The organism is Acidovorax sp. M14, from assembly GCF_049331375.1.
Lineage (GTDB): Bacteria > Pseudomonadota > Gammaproteobacteria > Burkholderiales > Burkholderiaceae_C > Acidovorax.
In genome coordinates this window covers 2,975,019-2,992,309 of sequence record NZ_CP186263.1, presented here as the reverse complement: position 1 = coordinate 2,992,309, position 17,291 = coordinate 2,975,019, and the positions used below count along the sequence as shown (strand labels likewise).

Below are 17,291 nucleotides of genomic sequence, written 5' to 3'. Positions count from 1 at the left end.
CCGTCACCGTGTCGTCGCGCGTGTCGTTCGAGCGCATCCGCGCCGCACTTCGCGCAGCATCCGGTGCCGCTTTCCCACGTGCAGGCGTCTTGCCTCGAACACGCCTGGCCTGCGGCCGTCGGCGTGTTCACTGGCGCGCTGGCTGCTCGCTCGGCAGCGCCGCCGGGCCGCCGACGCCCGGAGCGTCAGCGCAGAGCAAAGGCGGAAGGCAAGATAAAAGGTCGCGGCACACAGCCGCTTGAAAACCCTGTCTGCACGTGGGGTTGGCGCGGCACGCGCCAAGGGGCAGCAGCGTGCCGCGAGAGTGCGCAATGCCGCATCGACGTTGGCGAAAGCGCGTGCTTCGCGCGCTGGAGTGCGACGGCCTTGGATGGAGCCGCACCATGAGCAACCGCAACAATCAGAACGACAGCGAACGTTTTCGTGTCCGTCCCGGTGCGCCGAAGCAGCGGGGCGACGCCTTCATCAACAAGGTGCTGCGCCAGACCAACAAGGCCGGTGTGAAGCTCGGCAAGACCGCCGGCAAGGTCGGCCAGCGGCCCGGTTCCCGGCTGGGGCGCGGCCACGTTGCGGCGCGCTTTGCCGGTCGCGGGTTGGGCGCGAACGCACGGCGCGTCACGATCAAGGTGAGGCTCGTCAATCTGGCGCAGGCCGGGCCACGCTCGACCGCCGCGCACTTGCGCTACATCGAGCGCGAAGGCGTCGATCGCCAAGGCGGGCCAGGCCACGCCTACGGACCGACGACCGACGATGCTGACCTCGAAGCGTTCAAGGAGCACGGCGAAGGCGACCGACACCAGTTCCGATTCATCGTCTCGCCCGAGGATGCCGAACAGCTCGACGACCTGCGCACCTACACGCGGCACCTGATGGCGCGCATGGAGGCCGACCTGGGCACGCGGCTGGAATGGGTGGCGGTCGATCACTGGAACACCGACAACCCACACACGCACGTCGTCCTGCGCGGCAAGGACGACACCGGCAAAGACCTCATCATCTCCCGCGACTACATCGCCGAAGGGATGCGCCGGCGGGCCGCCGAACTGGCGAACGAATGGCTGGGGCCGCGCACTGAGCTGGAGATGCAGCGCGCCATGCTGCGCGAGGTGGAACAGGAGCGATGGACAGGACTGGATCGCACCTTGCAGCGCGAGGCCGGCGACGATGGCTTGGTGCGTATCGAGCGCTTCGCCGAACCCCGGCTGCAACGCCAGCGGCAAATGCTGATCGGTCGCCTGCAGCGCTTGCAGCGCATGGGCTTGGCGACCGAGCAGCAGCCCGGCGTGTGGGCCGTCCATGCCGAGGCCGAACTGACCTTGCGAGCCATGGGCGAGCGCGGCGACATCATCCGCACGATGCAGCGGGCCATGAGCGGCGAGCAGCGCGAGCTGGCCGTGTTCCAACCCGGCGAAGATGTCCGCGCCATCGTCGGCCGCGTCGCCGGCAAGGGGCTGGCCGATGAGCTGAACGACAAGGGCTATCTGATCGTCGATGGCACGGACGGCAAAGCGCACTACGTCGCGCTGCCGCCGCGCTCGGAGCTGGAGCAGTATCCGACCGGCGCCGTGGTGGAAGTGAAAGGCGCGGCCGACGTGCGCGCCGCCGCCCGCGACATCGCCGCGCTGGCCGTCGATGGCGTGTACCGCGCCGATCATCACCTGGCCGTCGCGCAAGGTCAGGCCACGTCCGACCGTGATCCGCGTGAGGTGGTGGCGGCGCATGTGCGTCGGCTCGAAGCTCTGCGCCGTGCGGGCATCGTGGAACGTGAGGCCGAAGGCGTCTGGCGCGTGCCTGCCGACTTGGCCGACCAGGGCCGCCAGTACGACGCTCAACGCCTTGGCGGTGGCGTGGTGGTGGAGCTGAAATCGCACCTTCCCATTGAGCGGCAGGCCCGCGTGATCGGCGCCACCTGGCTCGACCAGCAGTTGATCGGTGGCGGCAGGGGGCTGGGCGACCTGGGCTTTGGTTGTGAGGTCAAGGATGCGCTACGCCAGCGCGCCGACTTTCTGGCCGAGCAGGGATTGGCCGAGCATCGTGGACAGCGCGTCGTCCTTGCCCGCAACCTGCTGGCGACGCTGCGCGGGCGCGAGCTGGCGCAGGCCGCGAAGGACATTGCCACCGAAACCGGGTTGGAGCATCGTCCGGTGGCCGAGGGGCAGCGCGTGGTCGGCATCTATCGGCGCAGCGTCATGCTTGCAAGCGGACGCTACGCGATGCTCGATGACGGCATGGGATTTAGCCTAGTACCGTGGCGGCCGGTGATCGAGCAGCGGCTGGGGCAGCAACTCGCCGCGACAGTGCAAGGCGTTCGCGTGTTGTGGGAAATTGGACGGACACGAACACAAGGTGTTTGACATACGGTCAACTCAACTTCAACTCGAAGGGCGGTTCACAAGACACAGGAACTTCTTGCCCCACAAGACACAATTCCTGCATGGGAAATGCGGGTGTTGTGGACGCTTATGTATCAATGGATTGCGCCTCGGAAATATGCATCCGTCGAAACTCCGCCGGCGTGCAGCGCGCCTCGCGTCTGAAGAACTTGCTGAAGTTGGTGGGTTCGTCGAAACCGAGTTTGTCGGCAATTGTGGCGACGGAATAGTTCGTGTGCACCAGTAGGCGCTTTGCTTCCAGAGCAATCCGCGCAGCGATGAAGGCCTTGGCCGTCATACCCATTGATGCCATGACGGCGCGTGCCAGCGTTTTTTCGGTGTAACCGAGGTGGCTGGCATATTCAGCCACCTGATGCCACTGCAGAAAGCGTTCTTCTACAAGCTGCTGAAAACGCCTGAAGCGTTGCGATGCAGGAGAAACCAGTGGTTCCTGTGTCTGTCGTCTGCCTTGCAGAATACTCAGCCGCGTCAGTAGTGTATGTAGCTGATGGCGCAATAAGGTATGCACGTCTTCCTGCTGCGCGTCGATCAGCGTGTCCTCGCGGATCTGCTGAAGCAAGTCCGTTATCTTTCGCAGCTCTTGGCTACTAAGGAGCATGTGTTCAGGCAGCTTTTCCAAATCGAGCACGAGTTTGAGATCGTGGGCGGTTGTCGACACGGGCAAGACGAATTCGGGCTTGAATAGAACGTTCCATCCGTCCCAATCTTCACTTTGTCCATAGTTGTGGGCTTGTCCAGCGCGCACAAAAACAAGCGATCCCGGTTCACAGGATATCGACTTGAAGTCGACCATTTGGGTGCTCTTGCCCTGCGTGACGCACACCAAGGTATGAAACTCGTACCTGTGCGTGACCCGTACCTGTTCTTTGCCCCTGCGTCTGAGGTCGGCCATAGAAAAAACTTCTAGGTCGAGTTGGTAGGGGGCTTGTGGCCGATAACCCAGCCGTTGGATTTCTGTGCTCATCTTTCCGCTTCCTAGGTCCGGACTGTACCTCCTTCTTGTTCAATATTGCGCAAATTGTCCAATAAGTATCCCAATTAGTCCAAAAAGTACTGCTGATTATCGCTAATGTTGTCTAAAAATAACCATTGTGCGCAGCACTTGTCAAGGCGAACGTTGAGGCGGTCAGTAGCGGATGCAGGCCCGTGTGGCCACCCTTGCAAAAGCTAAGGCGTGCAGAGTTAATGCCTTTGTCAAAGTGTTGTTTCGCAAATTCAATCAGTAGCTTTTCTTAACCAAATCAACGAAGCAACATGACTCAGACAGAAACAAACAAGCAAATCGTCACCGCCGCATATCAAAGGATTTTTGGAGACCTGGATATCACAGGCGTGGACGAATATATGAGTGCGGACTTCATTCAACACAATCCGACCATTGCGGATGGTCCAGAGGGGGTCAAGGCACTTGTGCAAATGTTGATCTCACAAGGTGTCCCGAAACAGAAGTGCACGTTCAAGCATGTGGTTGCCGAGGCGGACACTGTCATCCTGCATTCTCGTTACGAAATGGCGGGCAAAGAATGGCGCTTCATTGATATTTATCGCATCGCGAATGGAAAGTTGGCCGAGCACTGGGACGCCATGATGCAGATGCCTGATGTGCGGAGCAATAACAACCCGATGTTCTAACTGGAAATTCATGGGTATCACCTCCCGCCAGAGATTGCTCGGCGTACTTCTTCTTGTCTCCGGCCTCGCCGGGGGCACCGTCCCAGCATGGGCACAACATTCTTTCGCAACTGCATCATCAAAGGAACGCACTATGAACACCATCGACATTGCCAAGGCTTACATCAAGGCCGTACAAACCGGCGATCAAGCCACACTGGGCAGCATCATTTCGCCTGACGTGATTTGGCACCAGCCGGGCAAGAACCGGTTTTCCGGCACACATCGGGGTATGGTTTCTGTCGGCCCGATGCTGGGCGCGATGATGGAAGCGTCCCAAGGGACGTTCGCAATCACCCGCGCCGACCACTACATGGCCAATGGGGACTGGGTTGCCATCACCATCGAATTTGCGGGTGAGGCCAATGGCATCAAGCTCAAGCAAGCTGGTGTGGATCTGATCCGTATCGAGGGCGGCAAGATCGTCGAAGTGCGCCTGTTCTCTAGCGATCAAGCGCAAGAGGATGCGTTTTGGGGCCAGTGAGCACTTGGCTTTGCAGCGGTAGGCGAGTGCCCATCCCCGCGCGCAGCGGAGGCTCGTCTTCCTGGCTACAGGTGCAACCGTGATGGCATGCGCCAGGTAGCCCAGCGCCGAAGAGATCGCGAACGATTCAAGAAAGAAATCGCATGAGCATCGACCAGTTCTCTCCAGCCGCCGATGGGTTCCTTGTCACCCAGGTGCGTGGTGCACGTGTGCACAACCTAAGGAACATCGACGTCGATGTGCCCTTGCAGCAACTGGTGGCCATTGCGGGGGTATCGGGGTCGGGCAAGTCGTCGCTGGCGATGGGGGTGTTGTACGCCGAGGGGTCACGCCGGTACATAGAGGCCTTGTCGACTTACACGCGTCGCCGCATGTCTCACACGGCACGGGCCACAGTAGACTCGGTGCGGCACATACCTGCGGCACTCGCGCTTCGCCAGCGACCCGGCGTGCCCGGTGTGCGTTCGACCATTGGGACTTCGACAGAACTGCTGAATGTCCTGCGGGTGATGTACTCCCGCCTCGGCTCGCACCTGTGTCCCAACGGACACCGGCTGGATCCCACCATCGACGTTGCTGCGAACAAAGATCTGGTCTGCCCGGTGTGCGCGGAGGTGTTTTACCCGCCCGGCGCTGAGTCCCTCGCCTTCAATTCCGACGGCGCCTGCCCCACTTGCGCAGGAACCGGAGTGGTGCGCGAAATTGAGGACCGGGCCCTGATCCCCGACCCGTCGAAGACCATCGACGAGGGGGCTGTGGCGCCATGGGGAATGTTCGGGCTTGCGGTGATGCCGCAGGTGGTCGCAGAACTGGGTGTCCGAACCGACATCCCGTACGCCAAGCTGACCAAGCAGGAGCAGCACATCGTGCTCGATGGCCCATCCGAAAAGCGACAGATACGGGTTCCATCGAAGTCAGGCAAGTTGTTCGACCTCAACTTCACCTACCGGAACGCCCGCGAGGCCGTGCGCGAAGCGATGAATAACGCCACCAGCGAGAAAGGCCTCGCCCGGGTGAACCGGTTCATCGCCGCCTGCAGCTGTCCGAGCTGCCACAGCACCCGCCTCTCCGAGAAGGCACGGGGCACCCAGGTGGCCGGCATCAACTTGGCCGACGCGAGCGCGAAGACCCTCAGCGAGGCCCTCGATTGGGTCCGCACCATCCCCGCCACCCTGCCTGCGGACATGCGCCCCATGGCCGAGATGATCACTGGCCAGTTCGTCGAGATGGGCCGACGGCTGATGCAGCTCGGCCTGAGTTACCTCACCCTGGATCGGGCGAGTTCCACCCTCTCGACCGGGGAGCGTCAGCGCGTCCAGCTCGCGCGGGCCGTGCGTAATGAAACCACTGGAGTGCTGTACGTCCTGGACGAGCCCTCCATTGGTTTGCACCCGGCCAACATCGAAGGCCTCATCGGGGTGATGCGTGACCTGTTGACCAATGGAAACTCCGTCGTCCTGGTCGACCATGATGTACAGGTGCTCCGTGAGGCCGATTGGCTCATCGAGATCGGACCCGGCTCCGGCACCGCAGGTGGCTCCATCCTCGCCCAGGGCTCCGTCGATCAGGTCGGCGAAGAGCCAGCGTCGTTGATCGGTGGTTTCCTCGTCGGTCGCGAACCGGTGACCATCCGTGACCGCGTCTCCGAGGCCGAGATGTTTGCGCACGGATCGATCCGGCTGTCGACCATACCGATCCACACGGTCCGTGCGCTCGATGCTGCGATTCCCAAGGGCCGACTCACCGCTGTCACGGGCATGTCCGGCTCGGGCAAGACGACCCTCGTACTCGACAGCCTCGTTCCAGCCCTTGCCGCCGCCCATGCCGGTGTTCAGTTGCCCCCGCACGTCAAATCCCTGGATGCCGAGGGTGTGACGCAAGTGAACGTCGTCGACGCAACCCCGATCGGCACCAACGTGCGCTCCACGGTCGCCACCTACAGCGGCGTGCTCGACGACCTGCGCCGTGCGTACGCGGCCACCCTTGCCGCGAAGAAGGCCGGACTGACAGCCGGCGACTTCTCCTACAACACCGGCTCACTGAGGTGCCCTCGCTGCGAAGGAACCGGCCAAGTTGTGCTCGACGTGCAGTTCCTACCCGACGTCGACATCCCTTGCACCGACTGCAGTGGTACCCGTTACGCCCCAGAGGCTACCCGAATACGGCTCGACACGACCGAGGGAGACCGTTCACTTCCCGAACTGCTCGGCGCTACCGTCGCCGATGCCGCCAGACTCTTGATGGGTCAGCCGAAAGTGCGCAAGAAGCTGCAGACCCTCATCGATCTTGGCCTGGGCTACCTCACCCTCGGCGAGGACACGCCCACCCTCTCCGGCGGGGAGGCCCAGCGCCTCAAGCTTGCCGCCGAGTTGGGACGCAACCACACCGGGACGCTCTTTGTCTTCGACGAGCCCTCTGTCGGCCTCCATCCTCTCGACATCCGTGTTCTTTTGGGCGTTCTCGACCGGCTGCTCAGGACAGGAGCCACCGTGATCGTGATCGAACATGACCTCGATATGATCTCGAACGCCGACCATGTCATTGATCTCGGTCCTGGCGGCGGTGCGGATGGCGGCCGGATCGTCGCGACCGGCACCCCTGCGCGCATCGCTGCGAATCCGGACAGCGTCACGGGTCGCCACCTAGCTGGGCTCGTGTTCCGGTAACGGGAGAGATCATCGACCGGTCTCTGGAGTTGCTCCGCTGGTGATCGCCTCGCGAATGCTGCAGGCAGCCTGCTGCTGTAAAGGTCTACGTCTGCGCGAGCCAGGCGGCAAGGCAACGGCGCCAAGCTCATTGCCACCGTGCTTGTCCGTTCATTTTGAGTGCTGCGATTCGCCCTTGCCGAGCTGGCTGAATGGGCATTCAAGGATAGCGCCGGATTCGGTGGCTTCCTGACGGTCTTCTTCCGCAGCGATCTCTTCCGGCACTGCGTCCCCCCACTTTCGCATCGCATCCAGCACATCGCGCAGTCCCTCACCCAAGGGCGTGAGTTCGTAAACGACGCGCGGCGGTGTCTCGGCATACGCTGTGCGCGTGACCAGCCCATGGCGTTCGAAGCCTTTGAGCCGGTGCGTCAGCGTGTGCGCGCTGATGCCGGGCAGCGCCTCCCTGAGTTGCGTGAACCGTTGTGGTCCGTGCAGCAACTCGCGCACGATCAGAGTAGCCCATGGGCCGTCAAGGAGTGTCAGGAACCGGGCGACTCCGCAGCAAGGCGTCTTTTTTTGATCCATGGTCGGAATTCTTCCATTGGTGCATTTGACGTAACCGATGCAAATATTACACCATCAATACTCTTTCAACTGCATTATTGTGAGGAACTGACATGACTTATGTGATCCATGGCGCTACCGGAGCCCAAGGTGGCCCGCTTCTGGCTCGCCTGACCGGGTCGGGCCAACGCGCTGTAGCCGCTGTGCGCAACACGGTGGCCGCCAAAGGTGTGCCTGCCGTCGCGGTCGACAACGCCTCGGTAGATTCGCTGGCTGCCGCTTATGAGGGCGCCAAAGGCGTCTTTATTCATCTGCCGGTGGTGGCTGAAGCAAATCGGCTTCAGTACGCCCGCAACATCGCGCAAGCCGTTGGCCGCGCCAAGCCGCGGCGGGTGGTGATCTCCACCAGCGGATGGGTGGTGGACGAGCCCAACTCCCCGCTGCAGAACCCGCCTGACAGCGCGATCGCGACGCTCATCCGCGAGGTTCAGCAAACCGGGGTTTCGCTGGCGGTCGTGGCACCGCGCCTGTTCTTCGAGAATTTGCTCAACCCCGTCGTGCTGGGGGCAGTGAAGTCGGAGGGCATTCTTCGCTATCCGTTGCGGGCGGACTACCCAGTGTCGTGGAGTTCTCATCTGGATGTCTCCGAGGTCGCCGAGCGCCTGTTGCTGGACATATCCGTGACCGGAGTGGTCGGGGTCGGTCAGGCCCCTGGCATCACCGGAATGGATCTGGCGGCGGGCTTTTCGAGCTACCTCGGTCGCCCGGTGTCGTTCAGCAGCCTGCTGCCCGAAGCCTTCGGCGAGTTGATCGCCCCCTTGTTTGGCGCGGATGCGGCGGCCGGGGTGGTCGCAGGCTACCAGGCGCAAGCGAGAGCTTCCGCAAACGCGATCACCCAGGACACGAGTGCACAGCGTCTGCTGGGGCTGACGCCGCGGTCGTTGCAACAGTGGCTGACCGACATATCCGCCTGAATACAGGAGCAACCTATTACCAACTTCCGCTTCCCATACGACGGGGTGCGGAAGACCCCATCCTCAACCCAAGAGAAAAATCCAAATGAAATTTTTTGTGAAACGCACTGTGGAAGCATGGACCCTGTCCGCTATTGTCGCCCTGGGGGCCGTTGCCCATGCGGCTGAACTGACGGCACCCAAGATCGTGTCGCCCGAAGTCGCTCAATGGACCCCGATGATTCCCCAGATGGGCAACAAGGGGCCGGCATTCTCGATCGTGTTTGGGAAGCCGGGGGTGATTGGCCAGCCCTTCGGTGGCATGTTCCGGGTGCCTGCAGGCGGTGAATCACCGTTGCACACCCACACCTCGGACTATTGGGCGGTCATGGTGTCCGGCACCGAATCGGCACGCGAGAAGCTTGAAGACGCGCCCACGAAGATTGTTCCCGGCGCCACCTGGTTCCAGCCCGCCAAAGCTCCGCATATCAACAGATGCATGGGGCCCGAAGAATGTGTGTTCTTCGTCTATTACCCGAACGGGATGGACTACATCCCCACCGACACCACGAAGTGACGTGCCACTGGAGCGGGCGTCACCCCGCTCCAGTGGCACGGTGGATGCTCCGTTCCTGCCGCCGGTGATGTGGCCGACTTTATTTCCGATTCGTCAAGAAGACACCGATGGTTGACACGGCGCCGCCGGCCAGCATGGACGCCAGCACCGCTTCACCCAGCACGCCAGCGGAGAGCAAGACGCCGAAGGCCGGCACCAGGTTGGTGAAGACAGCCGTTCGGGAGGGGCCGACCGCTTGGATGCCTTGGATGTACCAGATGAACGCGACGACGGTGCCGATGGCGCCCAGGTAAAGCACCGACGCCCAGACCTGCCAGCCTAAGGTCGACCAACGAACCGTTCCAAGCTCGCCTATGGCACCCACGGACAGAAAGGCGAGCCCCCACAAAGCGGCGTAGGTGGTGGCGGCAATGGCGGACATCGACTCCATGGCTATTCTGGAAATCAGCGTGTATGCGGCCCAGCTCAAGACAGCCATCAACATCAGCATCTCCCCCAGGCCGATCGATGCGCCGATGTCTCGCAGGGCCCCTGCGAGATCGCCTCGGGTGATCACGATCAACGCACCGACCAGGGCGATGCCAATGCCCACCCAACGCTTCGATCCCAGCCGCTCCCGGAAGACCAAACTGGCTAACAACGCGGTGACGATGGGCGTCAGACTGACGAACAGGGCGGTTCGGCCCGCAGGAATGCGGGCCAGCGCGCCGAAGAAGCACACGTTGTAGAGAAAGATGCCTGTCAGGCCCATGGCGGCGGTGGTCAGCCACTGCGACCGGATCAGGCGGGGCAGCCCCCCTTCGAGTCTGTGGGCGACCCAGACCAGCAGCAGGGCCGCCACCAGGAATCTGCCGAATGCGGCCGCCATCGAAGGCAGCGCCTGAGCCAGAATCCTGCCGGCGATGAAGGTGCCTCCCCAGAACAAGGCGACCATGACCAACCTGAAGCCCAGCCCCGGACTGAGTGCCAGAGTCCCGCTTGACGTTTGTGGGGGCGGTGCCAGCGTTAGGGAAGTTGTTGGTGTCGTCATGGTTGGGGCCGCAAGATAGTGGCTTCTGTTGATGGATTCGTCGCGCACAGTCAGATGTTATTGTTCATTCGTTGTCATAGTAAAATGAGCAAACACTCATGATGAATGAGGCCCTAACATAACTTTCACGCAACTCGAAATCTTTGCCGTCGTCGCAGAACTCGGTGGCTTTACGGCAGCCGGGCAGAGGCTGGGAATCACTCAGTCGGCTGTGTCTCACGCACTCAAGCAACTGGAAACCGAGTGGGGAGTGACGTTGCTATCGCGTGGGCCGACCGGCATCGAGGTCACGGAGGTCGGCCAAAGCCTGTTGCTGCGCGTGCGCGAACTGCTGGGTGTTTCCGAGGCGATCCGGCAGGAAGTTGCAGCAGTGCGGGGGCTGAACCGAGGGGTGCTGCGCATCGGCTCGTTCGGCACCACGTCGTCATTGCAGGTGCTGCCCCAGATCTTGGAGCGCTTCACGCAAAGTCATCCAGAGATCGATGTCTTCGTAGATGAAGGCGAGGACGACGAGGTGAGCCAATGGCTCATCGAGCGCAGGGTGGATGTGGGGTTCGTGGTGCTCCCCGACGAGCGGTTCGATACTGTTCCCTTGGTGGAGGATCAGTTGGTCGCCCTGATGCCGGCCACGCATCCGCTGGCGGCCAAGAAGGACGTGTCGTTGTCCGAGGTCTGCACGATGCCCTTCATCATGACTTTGGCGGGCAGTGCTTCCGCCATCCAGCGCCTCTTTGAGCAAGAGAGACTGCACCCCACGGTGAAACAGCGCTACGCACAGATCATCACCATCATCAAAATGGTGGAAAGCGGCTCAGGCTTTTCGATTGTGGCCGATCTGGCAGCGCCTGAACCTGTCATGGCGCTGTGCCCGGGGGTTGTCAAAAAGCCGTTGGACCCCAGGGTGAAACGATCTGTCGGTCTGGCGGTGCTGAAACGAGCGCACGCCAGCCCCGCTACCGAAGCCTTCCTGAAGGTGGCAAAGAGTGTCGCGGTCTCCTTGCGTTAAGCCTGATCTAAAACTGCTGATGCGCACTTGGTGCAACCGTTCTTCCCAGTCCATAAAGTCAGTCGTCTGGCATTGTTGGTGAGCGCCAAGCAGACCTTGAGCCACCGGACATAAAGCGACTTCTCAGCATCGGACCTCCACAGATTCAACGCTGGGCACCAGCGCAACGTTGTAGGCAACTGGCTGTGGCTGTATGCATCCATGTTCACACTCTCTATTAGTGCATTTGACGTAACTCGTTATCAATATGCACTATTTGGCCTTGTTCTTCGTAGGCAACCACGAACTGCCTAAGGCAGTGATAGGTGCAGCGCTTGCGGCATTTTTCAACGCGATCCGCATTCAGACTACTTGACAAAGGTATCTCATAGAGGTTCAGCCATGGAGTTTCGCCACCTTCGATGTTTTCTTGCAGTTGCTGAAGAACTCCACTTTGCTCGCGCTGCCGAGCGACTACACATTGAGCAGTCACCGCTGTCGAGAGCAATTAGAGAGCTGGAAGACGAGCTGGGAGCATCGTTGTTCGCCCGCACTACGCGAAACACTCGCCTAACACATGCGGGAAGAATGTTTTTGGAACACGTACCCCGCATTTTTACTGCTCTAGAGCAAGCTCGCGACAGCGTCAAGGCAGCCACCAACGGATTCCACGGCCAATTGCGCATAGCGCTTTCTGATGGTGTAACTCCAAGTTGCTTTTCAGCATTATTGGCACTCTGCCGACAGGAGGAACCTGAGATCGAAGTTCGTTTGGCTGATGTACCATTTCCGCAACAGATAAAAGGGCTGCACGATGCTCTCTATGACGTAGGGTTTTCTCAATCTGACGAATCTGGCAATGGACTTATTGCCGAACCCATTTGGCATGACTCCGTACTGATTGCAGTGCCCGCACGCCACCCCTTGCTCGCATATAAACAGATCCCATTAGACGAGGTGCTACGTTATCCGTTGGCGCTTGGCGATGCGCGGATATGTGAAGGACACGCTCGCCAAATTGACCGCATATTACGTCAATCGAGTATGAACCCATTGATCGTCGAACGAGTCGCGTCCTTCGACCTGATGATGACTTTGGTCTCAGCCGGTTTTGTTCTTGGACTGGCCGGAGCTTCGCAAATGGCCGCCAGCCGTGAACCAAGCGTCGTGGCGCGACCGCTGGCCGGTGGCCCGCACCTGCTTACGACCTACCTGCTGCGTGTAGGTGGTGAACCGTCGGATTCTCTGTGCCGGTTCATCGAACGGGTCTATGCCGTCGAGCCCCCCAATGGAAAAACATCTGCTGCACGCATAAAGCCCGACTCACCGGAGGAAATTGATCCATGAAGAATATCTTCCCGCTTCTGCTTGCCGCAGCGCTGGTGGCTTGTGGCAAGCCCGAGCCGACTGCGACAAACAACAGCACTGCCTCAACCGAAACCGTCGAGTCGCTCGTAGCCAATCCCGAACGGCTGAAATCACTGCGCCAGCAGTGCAAAACTGATCGTGCAAAGCTCGGCGACGAACTCTGCAACCGAGTGGCCGAAGCCACGAACCGACGTTTCCTTGGCGACGGCAAAACGCCCTACACGCCACCGAAGGAACAACCCAAGTTCTGATTCCGGTCGGTTTCCCCTAGAAGCCGTACTTTTTGCTCGATACGCCGCAGCGCACCGTCGCTTGCGGCGTTTTTACTTGCTGCGCCGCTACATGAATTGATGCTGTATCGAGCACCTTTGTCCCGATAACGGTCTTTGACCGCCTTTGATCCAACCCCGAATCTCGCGCATGCGGCACGTTTTCGTGCCACTTGCCACGCAGGAGAAATCGGGAGGTCTGGATGCAAGGTCAAGGTGTGCTGTTCGGGCAGATCGTTGCTGTTTTCAGCATCGTGATCGCCGGCGTGTGGGGTGCCACGCAATGGACAGCCACCACCCTGGGCTACCAGCTACGCCTGGGTTCGCCCTGGTTCGATTTCTTCGGCACACCGGTTTACCACCCCTGGCGGCTGTTCGAGTGGTGGTTTTTCTTCGATGCCTACGCGCCGCACGTCTTCGACATCGGCGGCGCGATCGCAGGTGGCAGCGGCCTGGTCGCGGTGCTGGTCGCCATCGCCATGTCGGTGTGGCGTTCGCGGCAATCGAAGCTGGTCACGACCTACGGCTCGGCGCGCTGGGCCGATGCCACGGACATCCGCAAAGCCGGGCTGAATCAGCCAGCAGGCGTTTTTCTCGGCCTCCATGACGGGCAGTACCTGCGGCACGAAGGACCGGAACACGTCCTGACCTTCGCGCCGACGCGATCCGGCAAAGGTGTCGGCCTGGTGGTGCCGACGCTTCTTTCCTGGCCCGCGTCCGCTGTCATCCACGACATCAAGGGTGAGAACTGGCAGATCACCGCCGGCTGGCGCTCGCGCTTCTCGCACTGCCTGCTGTTCAACCCCACCGATGCCAAGTCAGCGGCCTATAACCCGCTGCTGGAGGTCCGGCGCGGCGCGCATGAGGTGCGCGACGTGCAGAACATCGCTGACATCCTGGTGGACCCGGAAGGCGCGCTGGAACGCCGCAACCATTGGGAGAAGACTTCGCACGCGCTGCTGGTCGGCGCCATCCTGCATGTGCTCTATGCGGGCGAAGACAAGACGCTGCGCGGCGTTGCCAACTTCCTGTCCGATCCCGCGTGCCCGTTCGAGCTGACGCTGCACCGGATGATGACGACGCGGCACCTGGGCGATGCCCCGCATCCCGTCGTTGCTTCGGCCGCGCGCGAAGTGCTCAACAAGAGCGACAACGAGCGCTCGGGCGTGCTGTCCACGGCCATGTCCTTCCTCGGCCTGTACCGCGACCCCACGGTGGCCGAAGTCACGTCGCGCTGCGACTGGCGCATTGCCGACCTGATCTCGGCCAAGCATCCGGTCTCGCTGTACCTGGTCGTGCCACCTTCGGACATCAGCCGCACCAAGCCGCTGGTACGCCTGATCCTCAACCAGATCGGCCGGAGGCTCACCGAATCACTCGATGGCTCGGACGGCATTGCGCGGCGCCACAAACTGCTGTTGATGCTCGACGAGTTTCCCGCGCTGGGCCGACTCGATTTCTTCGAGACGGCGCTGGCATTCATGGCCGGCTACGGTATTCGCAGTTTCTTGATCGCGCAGTCGCTCAACCAGATCGACAAAGCCTACGGGCAGAACCATTCCATCCTGGACAACTGCCATGTCCGGGTGACGTTCGCCACCAACGACGAACGCACGGCCAAGCGCATCTCCGAAACACTCGGCACTGCGACCGAGTTGCGCGCACAACGCAACTACGCTGGCCACCGGCTCGCGCCGTGGCTGGGACACCTGATGGTGTCGCGGCAAGAGACGGCGCGGCCACTACTCACCCCTGGCGAGGTGATGCAGCTTCCGCCCGACGAGGCCGTGGTGATGGTCTCCAGCGTGGCACCGATCAAGGCCAAGAAACTGCGTTACTACGCCGACGCGAACTTCAAGCGGCGCGTGCTGCCGCCGCCCGTGCTCGCAGCCAGCCGCTACGCCGACGCACCGCCTCGGCAGCCCGACGACTGGAGTGGTCTGACGATCCCCACGGTACCAACCGCACCCACCGCTGCGGCCTTGATCGACAGCGAAGCCGGCGCCGCCGACGACGGTGGGCCGCGTCGGCAACCAGAGCTGTCCGAGGTCACTGAGTACCACCCCGAACAGGAGCCAGCGCCCAACGACCTGGCGCTGCTCGATGACGACGACTTGCCGTTGCCGCTTCCCCGCCAACTCGATCCGTCCATGCAGCGCACGGCCCGGCTCGCATCCCTCGACCCTGACGACGGAATCCAGCTATGAGCCAATACCGCCTCAACCTGTTCATCTCGCCCGAGCACGCCAAACGCCTGGACGAGTTGGCCGCCAAGAAGGGCGTGTCCAAGTCCTCCATCGTCGCGGCAGCGCTGGCCTCCTGGCTGTCGCCCGACGCAGGCGACCAGCGCGAGGCGGCCATCGCCAAGCGGCTCGACCGGCTGACGCGCCAGTTCGAGCGGCTGGAGCGCGACCAGAACATCGAGATCGAAACGCTGGCGCTGTTCATCCGCTACTTCCTGACGGTCAGCACGCCAGTGCCAGAAGCCCACCAGGACGCGGCCCGCGCACAGGGGAAAGCACGCTTCGAGCAGTTCGTCGAACAGCTCGGCCGCCACCTGCTGCGCGGGCGCAGCCTGGTGCGCGACGTGGTGGAGGAACTGCAGCCCGACAGTGCGCGAATGGACGACGCGGCTGCGTTGGCCGAGACGCAGGAGCGTCCCCAGTGAGTGCCGTCTTGCAGTCGCCGCTTGCTGCGTCGCTGGACCGCCGCGTCCGCATGCTGCGCACGGCCATGGGGCCGGTGATCGCCGCCGCGCTGGAAGACCCGGACGTGGTGGAAATCATGCTCAATCCCGACCGGTCGCTGTGGGTGGATCGCTTGTCCTCCGGCCGCGCACCGCTGGGCGTGGAGCTGTCCGAGCAGGACGGTGAACGCATCATCCGGCTGGTCGCGGCACACGTCGGCGCCGAAGTCCATCGCGGCCAACCGCTCCTGACTGCCGAGCTGCCCGAAACGGGCGAACGCTTCGAGGGCATTCTGCCGCCCGCTGCACCGGGGCCTGCCTTTGCGCTGCGCAAGCGGGCCGTGAACATCATCGGCCTGGATCGGTACGTCGCCGACGGCATCCTGTCCGCCCCACACGCCGAGTTCCTGCGCCACGCGGTGCGCGAGCGGCAGAACATCCTGATCGCTGGCGGCACCAGCACTGGCAAGACGACGCTGGCGAACGCCTTGCTCGCCGAGATCGCCGTCACCGGCGACCGCGTGCTGGTGCTCGAAGACACCATCGAACTGCAATGCGCCGCGCGCGACCACGTGCCGCTGCGCACGCGCGCTGGCGTGGTCTCCATGACAGAGCTGGTGCGCGCCACGATGCGCCTGCGCCCTGACCGCGTAGTGGTTGGCGAGGTGCGTGGCGGCGAGGCCCTGGATCTCATCAAGGTATGGGGCACCGGCCACCCCGGCGGTATCGCCACCATCCACGCCGGTTCCGCGCTGGGCGCGTTGCTGCGCCTGGAACAGTTGGTTCTCGAAGTCGCGGTGAATCCGCCGCGCGCACTGATTGCCGAGGCGGTGAACGTCGTCGTGTTCATCGTCGGCCGTGGCCGCAAACGCCGTATCGAAACCATCGCCCGCGTCGCCGGCTTCGACGGCGCGGGCTATCGCTTGGCGGACGTGCTGGAAACACCGCTTCCCGAGCTGCCGCTGCTGTCTTCCGAGCTTCCTTCCCTTTCCCTCAACCCGCCTGGAGAACTTCCATGACGCACGCCCATGCTTTCCGCTTTTCCGCAAATCCGGCTTCGTTGCTTGCACGCCTGCGGCGCCTGGCAGCACCGGCCCATCAGGGCCTGCTGCTGGCTGGCGTGATGCTGATGACCGCCGGTACCGCGAAGGCCGCCGGTTCCTCGATGCCCTGGGAAGGGCCGCTGCAATCCATCCTTGAATCCATCCAGGGGCCGGTGGCGCGGATCATCGCAGTGATCATCATCATTTCCACCGGCTTGGCGCTGGCCTTCGGCGACACGTCGGGCGGCTTTCGCAAGCTGATCCAGATCGTCTTCGGTCTGTCCATCGCGTTCGCCGCATCCTCGTTCTTCCTGTCGTTCTTCAGCTTCTCGGGCGGAGCCGTCATATGAGCACGGCCACCGACCTGCCAGGCTTTGAGGTGCCACTGCACCGCTCGCTGACCGAGCCGATCCTGCTGGGCGGCGCGCCGCGCACCGTGGCGATCGCCAACGGCACGTTGGCCGCCGCCGTCGGGCTGGGACTGCAACTGTGGATTCCGGGCCTGGTGCTCTGGATCGCCGGCCACGCGCTCGCCGTTTGGGGAGCGCGCGTCGATGCGCAGTTCATGCAGGTGTTCGCCCGCCACATCAAGCACAAGCCGCTGCTGGACGTGTGAGGAC

At 62.3% G+C, this 17,291-nt stretch carries 17 protein-coding genes; 14 read left to right on the top strand and 3 right to left on the bottom strand.

What is annotated here, in order from left to right; translation table 11 throughout:
- Positions 1-383: 383 nt before the first annotated feature.
- Positions 384-2,354 (top strand): relaxase/mobilization nuclease domain-containing protein, encoded by a 1,971-nt coding sequence (locus tag ACOYR4_RS13935; RefSeq protein ID WP_422847007.1) that lies wholly within the window; start codon positions 384-386, stop codon positions 2,352-2,354.
- Positions 2,355-2,460: 106 nt separating this feature from the next.
- Here ACOYR4_RS13935 and ACOYR4_RS13930 read toward each other — a convergent pair whose 3' ends face one another.
- Complete coding sequence (locus ACOYR4_RS13930) at positions 2,461-3,357, bottom strand: AraC family transcriptional regulator (RefSeq protein ID WP_422847006.1); 897 nt, start codon at positions 3,355-3,357, stop codon at positions 2,461-2,463.
- Positions 3,358-3,647: 290 nt separating this feature from the next.
- On the opposite strand from ACOYR4_RS13930, the gene ACOYR4_RS13925 reads away from it, so the two are divergent.
- The 3 genes from ACOYR4_RS13925 to ACOYR4_RS13915 all read left to right on the top strand — a co-directional run bounded on the left by ACOYR4_RS13925 (position 3,648) and on the right by ACOYR4_RS13915 (position 7,214).
- On the top strand, positions 3,648-4,025 hold the full coding sequence (locus ACOYR4_RS13925) for a nuclear transport factor 2 family protein (RefSeq protein ID WP_422847005.1): 378 nt from the start codon (positions 3,648-3,650) through the stop codon (positions 4,023-4,025).
- A 133-nt stretch (positions 4,026-4,158) separates the two neighbouring features.
- Positions 4,159-4,548, top strand: a complete 390-nt coding sequence (locus tag ACOYR4_RS13920; RefSeq protein WP_422847004.1) for a nuclear transport factor 2 family protein — start codon at positions 4,159-4,161, stop codon at positions 4,546-4,548.
- Between the two features lie 143 nt (positions 4,549-4,691).
- Positions 4,692-7,214, top strand: a complete 2,523-nt coding sequence (locus ACOYR4_RS13915) for an excinuclease ABC subunit UvrA (protein ID WP_422847003.1) — start codon at positions 4,692-4,694, stop codon at positions 7,212-7,214.
- Between the two features lie 150 nt (positions 7,215-7,364).
- Here the strand turns inward: ACOYR4_RS13915 and ACOYR4_RS13910 are convergent, their stop codons facing one another.
- Positions 7,365-7,781 carry a winged helix-turn-helix transcriptional regulator gene (locus ACOYR4_RS13910; protein WP_422847002.1) on the bottom strand — a complete coding sequence of 139 codons (417 nt, stop codon included), beginning with the start codon at positions 7,779-7,781 and terminating at the stop codon, positions 7,365-7,367.
- 92 nt (positions 7,782-7,873) lie between these two features.
- Here ACOYR4_RS13910 and ACOYR4_RS13905 point away from each other — a divergent pair, with 92 nt between their 5' ends.
- Positions 7,874-8,734 (top strand): SDR family oxidoreductase, encoded by an 861-nt coding sequence (locus tag ACOYR4_RS13905; RefSeq protein ID WP_422847001.1) that lies wholly within the window; start codon positions 7,874-7,876, stop codon positions 8,732-8,734.
- An 85-nt stretch (positions 8,735-8,819) separates the two neighbouring features.
- Positions 8,820-9,290, top strand: coding sequence for a cupin domain-containing protein (locus ACOYR4_RS13900; RefSeq protein WP_422847000.1), 471 nt, complete (start codon positions 8,820-8,822; stop codon positions 9,288-9,290).
- Between the two features lie 79 nt (positions 9,291-9,369).
- Here ACOYR4_RS13900 and ACOYR4_RS13895 read toward each other — a convergent pair whose 3' ends face one another.
- Positions 9,370-10,320 carry a DMT family transporter gene (locus ACOYR4_RS13895; protein WP_422849663.1) on the bottom strand — a complete coding sequence of 317 codons (951 nt, stop codon included), beginning with the start codon at positions 10,318-10,320 and terminating at the stop codon, positions 9,370-9,372.
- A 118-nt stretch (positions 10,321-10,438) separates the two neighbouring features.
- On the opposite strand from ACOYR4_RS13895, the gene ACOYR4_RS13890 reads away from it, so the two are divergent.
- The 8 genes from ACOYR4_RS13890 (at position 10,439) to ACOYR4_RS13855 (ending at position 17,287) form a co-directional block, all read left to right on the top strand.
- Positions 10,439-11,326, top strand: a complete 888-nt coding sequence (locus tag ACOYR4_RS13890) for a LysR family transcriptional regulator (protein WP_422849662.1) — start codon at positions 10,439-10,441, stop codon at positions 11,324-11,326.
- 381 nt (positions 11,327-11,707) lie between these two features.
- A complete protein-coding gene (locus tag ACOYR4_RS13885) occupies positions 11,708-12,652 on the top strand; it encodes a LysR family transcriptional regulator (protein WP_422846999.1) in 945 nt (314 codons plus the stop codon).
- Positions 12,649-12,924, top strand: a complete 276-nt coding sequence (locus ACOYR4_RS13880; RefSeq protein ID WP_422846998.1) for an EexN family lipoprotein — start codon at positions 12,649-12,651, stop codon at positions 12,922-12,924. Before ACOYR4_RS13885 ends, ACOYR4_RS13880 begins: the two co-directional genes overlap by 4 nt.
- 221 nt (positions 12,925-13,145) lie before the next feature.
- Positions 13,146-15,149: a conjugal transfer protein TraG gene (locus tag ACOYR4_RS13875; RefSeq protein WP_422846997.1), complete on the top strand. Its 2,004-nt coding sequence runs from the start codon at positions 13,146-13,148 to the stop codon at positions 15,147-15,149.
- Positions 15,146-15,610 (top strand): CopG family transcriptional regulator, encoded by a 465-nt coding sequence (locus tag ACOYR4_RS13870; protein ID WP_422846996.1) that lies wholly within the window; start codon positions 15,146-15,148, stop codon positions 15,608-15,610. The genes ACOYR4_RS13875 and ACOYR4_RS13870 overlap by 4 nt, the downstream gene beginning before the upstream one ends.
- A 50-nt stretch (positions 15,611-15,660) precedes the next feature.
- Positions 15,661-16,647 carry a P-type conjugative transfer ATPase TrbB gene (gene trbB / locus ACOYR4_RS13865; protein WP_422849661.1) on the top strand — a complete coding sequence of 329 codons (987 nt, stop codon included), beginning with the start codon at positions 15,661-15,663 and terminating at the stop codon, positions 16,645-16,647.
- Positions 16,644-17,021, top strand: a complete 378-nt coding sequence (locus ACOYR4_RS13860) for a TrbC/VirB2 family protein (protein WP_422846995.1) — start codon at positions 16,644-16,646, stop codon at positions 17,019-17,021. The genes trbB and ACOYR4_RS13860 overlap by 4 nt, the downstream gene beginning before the upstream one ends.
- Complete coding sequence (locus ACOYR4_RS13855; protein WP_422846994.1) at positions 17,018-17,287, top strand: VirB3 family type IV secretion system protein; 270 nt, start codon at positions 17,018-17,020, stop codon at positions 17,285-17,287. The genes ACOYR4_RS13860 and ACOYR4_RS13855 overlap by 4 nt, the downstream gene beginning before the upstream one ends.
- The last annotated feature ends 4 nt before the right edge of the window (positions 17,288-17,291 follow it).

Bases quoted from the DNA above. Each gene is read 5' to 3' on its own strand.
- ACOYR4_RS13935 (WP_422847007.1), top strand. From the start codon at position 384: ATGAGCAACCGCAACAATCAGAACGACAGCGAACGTTTTCGTGTCCGT.
- ACOYR4_RS13930 (WP_422847006.1), bottom strand. From the start codon at position 3,357: ATGAGCACAGAAATCCAACGGCTGGGTTATCGGCCACAAGCCCCCTAC.
- ACOYR4_RS13925 (WP_422847005.1), top strand. From the start codon at position 3,648: ATGACTCAGACAGAAACAAACAAGCAAATCGTCACCGCCGCATATCAA.
- ACOYR4_RS13920 (WP_422847004.1), top strand. From the start codon at position 4,159: ATGAACACCATCGACATTGCCAAGGCTTACATCAAGGCCGTACAAACC.
- ACOYR4_RS13915 (WP_422847003.1), top strand. From the start codon at position 4,692: ATGAGCATCGACCAGTTCTCTCCAGCCGCCGATGGGTTCCTTGTCACC.
- ACOYR4_RS13910 (WP_422847002.1), bottom strand. From the start codon at position 7,781: ATGGATCAAAAAAAGACGCCTTGCTGCGGAGTCGCCCGGTTCCTGACA.
- ACOYR4_RS13905 (WP_422847001.1), top strand. From the start codon at position 7,874: ATGACTTATGTGATCCATGGCGCTACCGGAGCCCAAGGTGGCCCGCTT.
- ACOYR4_RS13900 (WP_422847000.1), top strand. From the start codon at position 8,820: ATGAAATTTTTTGTGAAACGCACTGTGGAAGCATGGACCCTGTCCGCT.
- ACOYR4_RS13895 (WP_422849663.1), bottom strand. From the start codon at position 10,320: ATGACGACACCAACAACTTCCCTAACGCTGGCACCGCCCCCACAAACG.
- ACOYR4_RS13885 (WP_422846999.1), top strand. From the start codon at position 11,708: ATGGAGTTTCGCCACCTTCGATGTTTTCTTGCAGTTGCTGAAGAACTC.
- ACOYR4_RS13880 (WP_422846998.1), top strand. From the start codon at position 12,649: ATGAAGAATATCTTCCCGCTTCTGCTTGCCGCAGCGCTGGTGGCTTGT.
- ACOYR4_RS13875 (WP_422846997.1), top strand. From the start codon at position 13,146: ATGCAAGGTCAAGGTGTGCTGTTCGGGCAGATCGTTGCTGTTTTCAGC.
- ACOYR4_RS13870 (WP_422846996.1), top strand. From the start codon at position 15,146: ATGAGCCAATACCGCCTCAACCTGTTCATCTCGCCCGAGCACGCCAAA.
- trbB (WP_422849661.1), top strand. From the start codon at position 15,661: ATGCTGCGCACGGCCATGGGGCCGGTGATCGCCGCCGCGCTGGAAGAC.
- ACOYR4_RS13860 (WP_422846995.1), top strand. From the start codon at position 16,644: ATGACGCACGCCCATGCTTTCCGCTTTTCCGCAAATCCGGCTTCGTTG.
- ACOYR4_RS13855 (WP_422846994.1), top strand. From the start codon at position 17,018: ATGAGCACGGCCACCGACCTGCCAGGCTTTGAGGTGCCACTGCACCGC.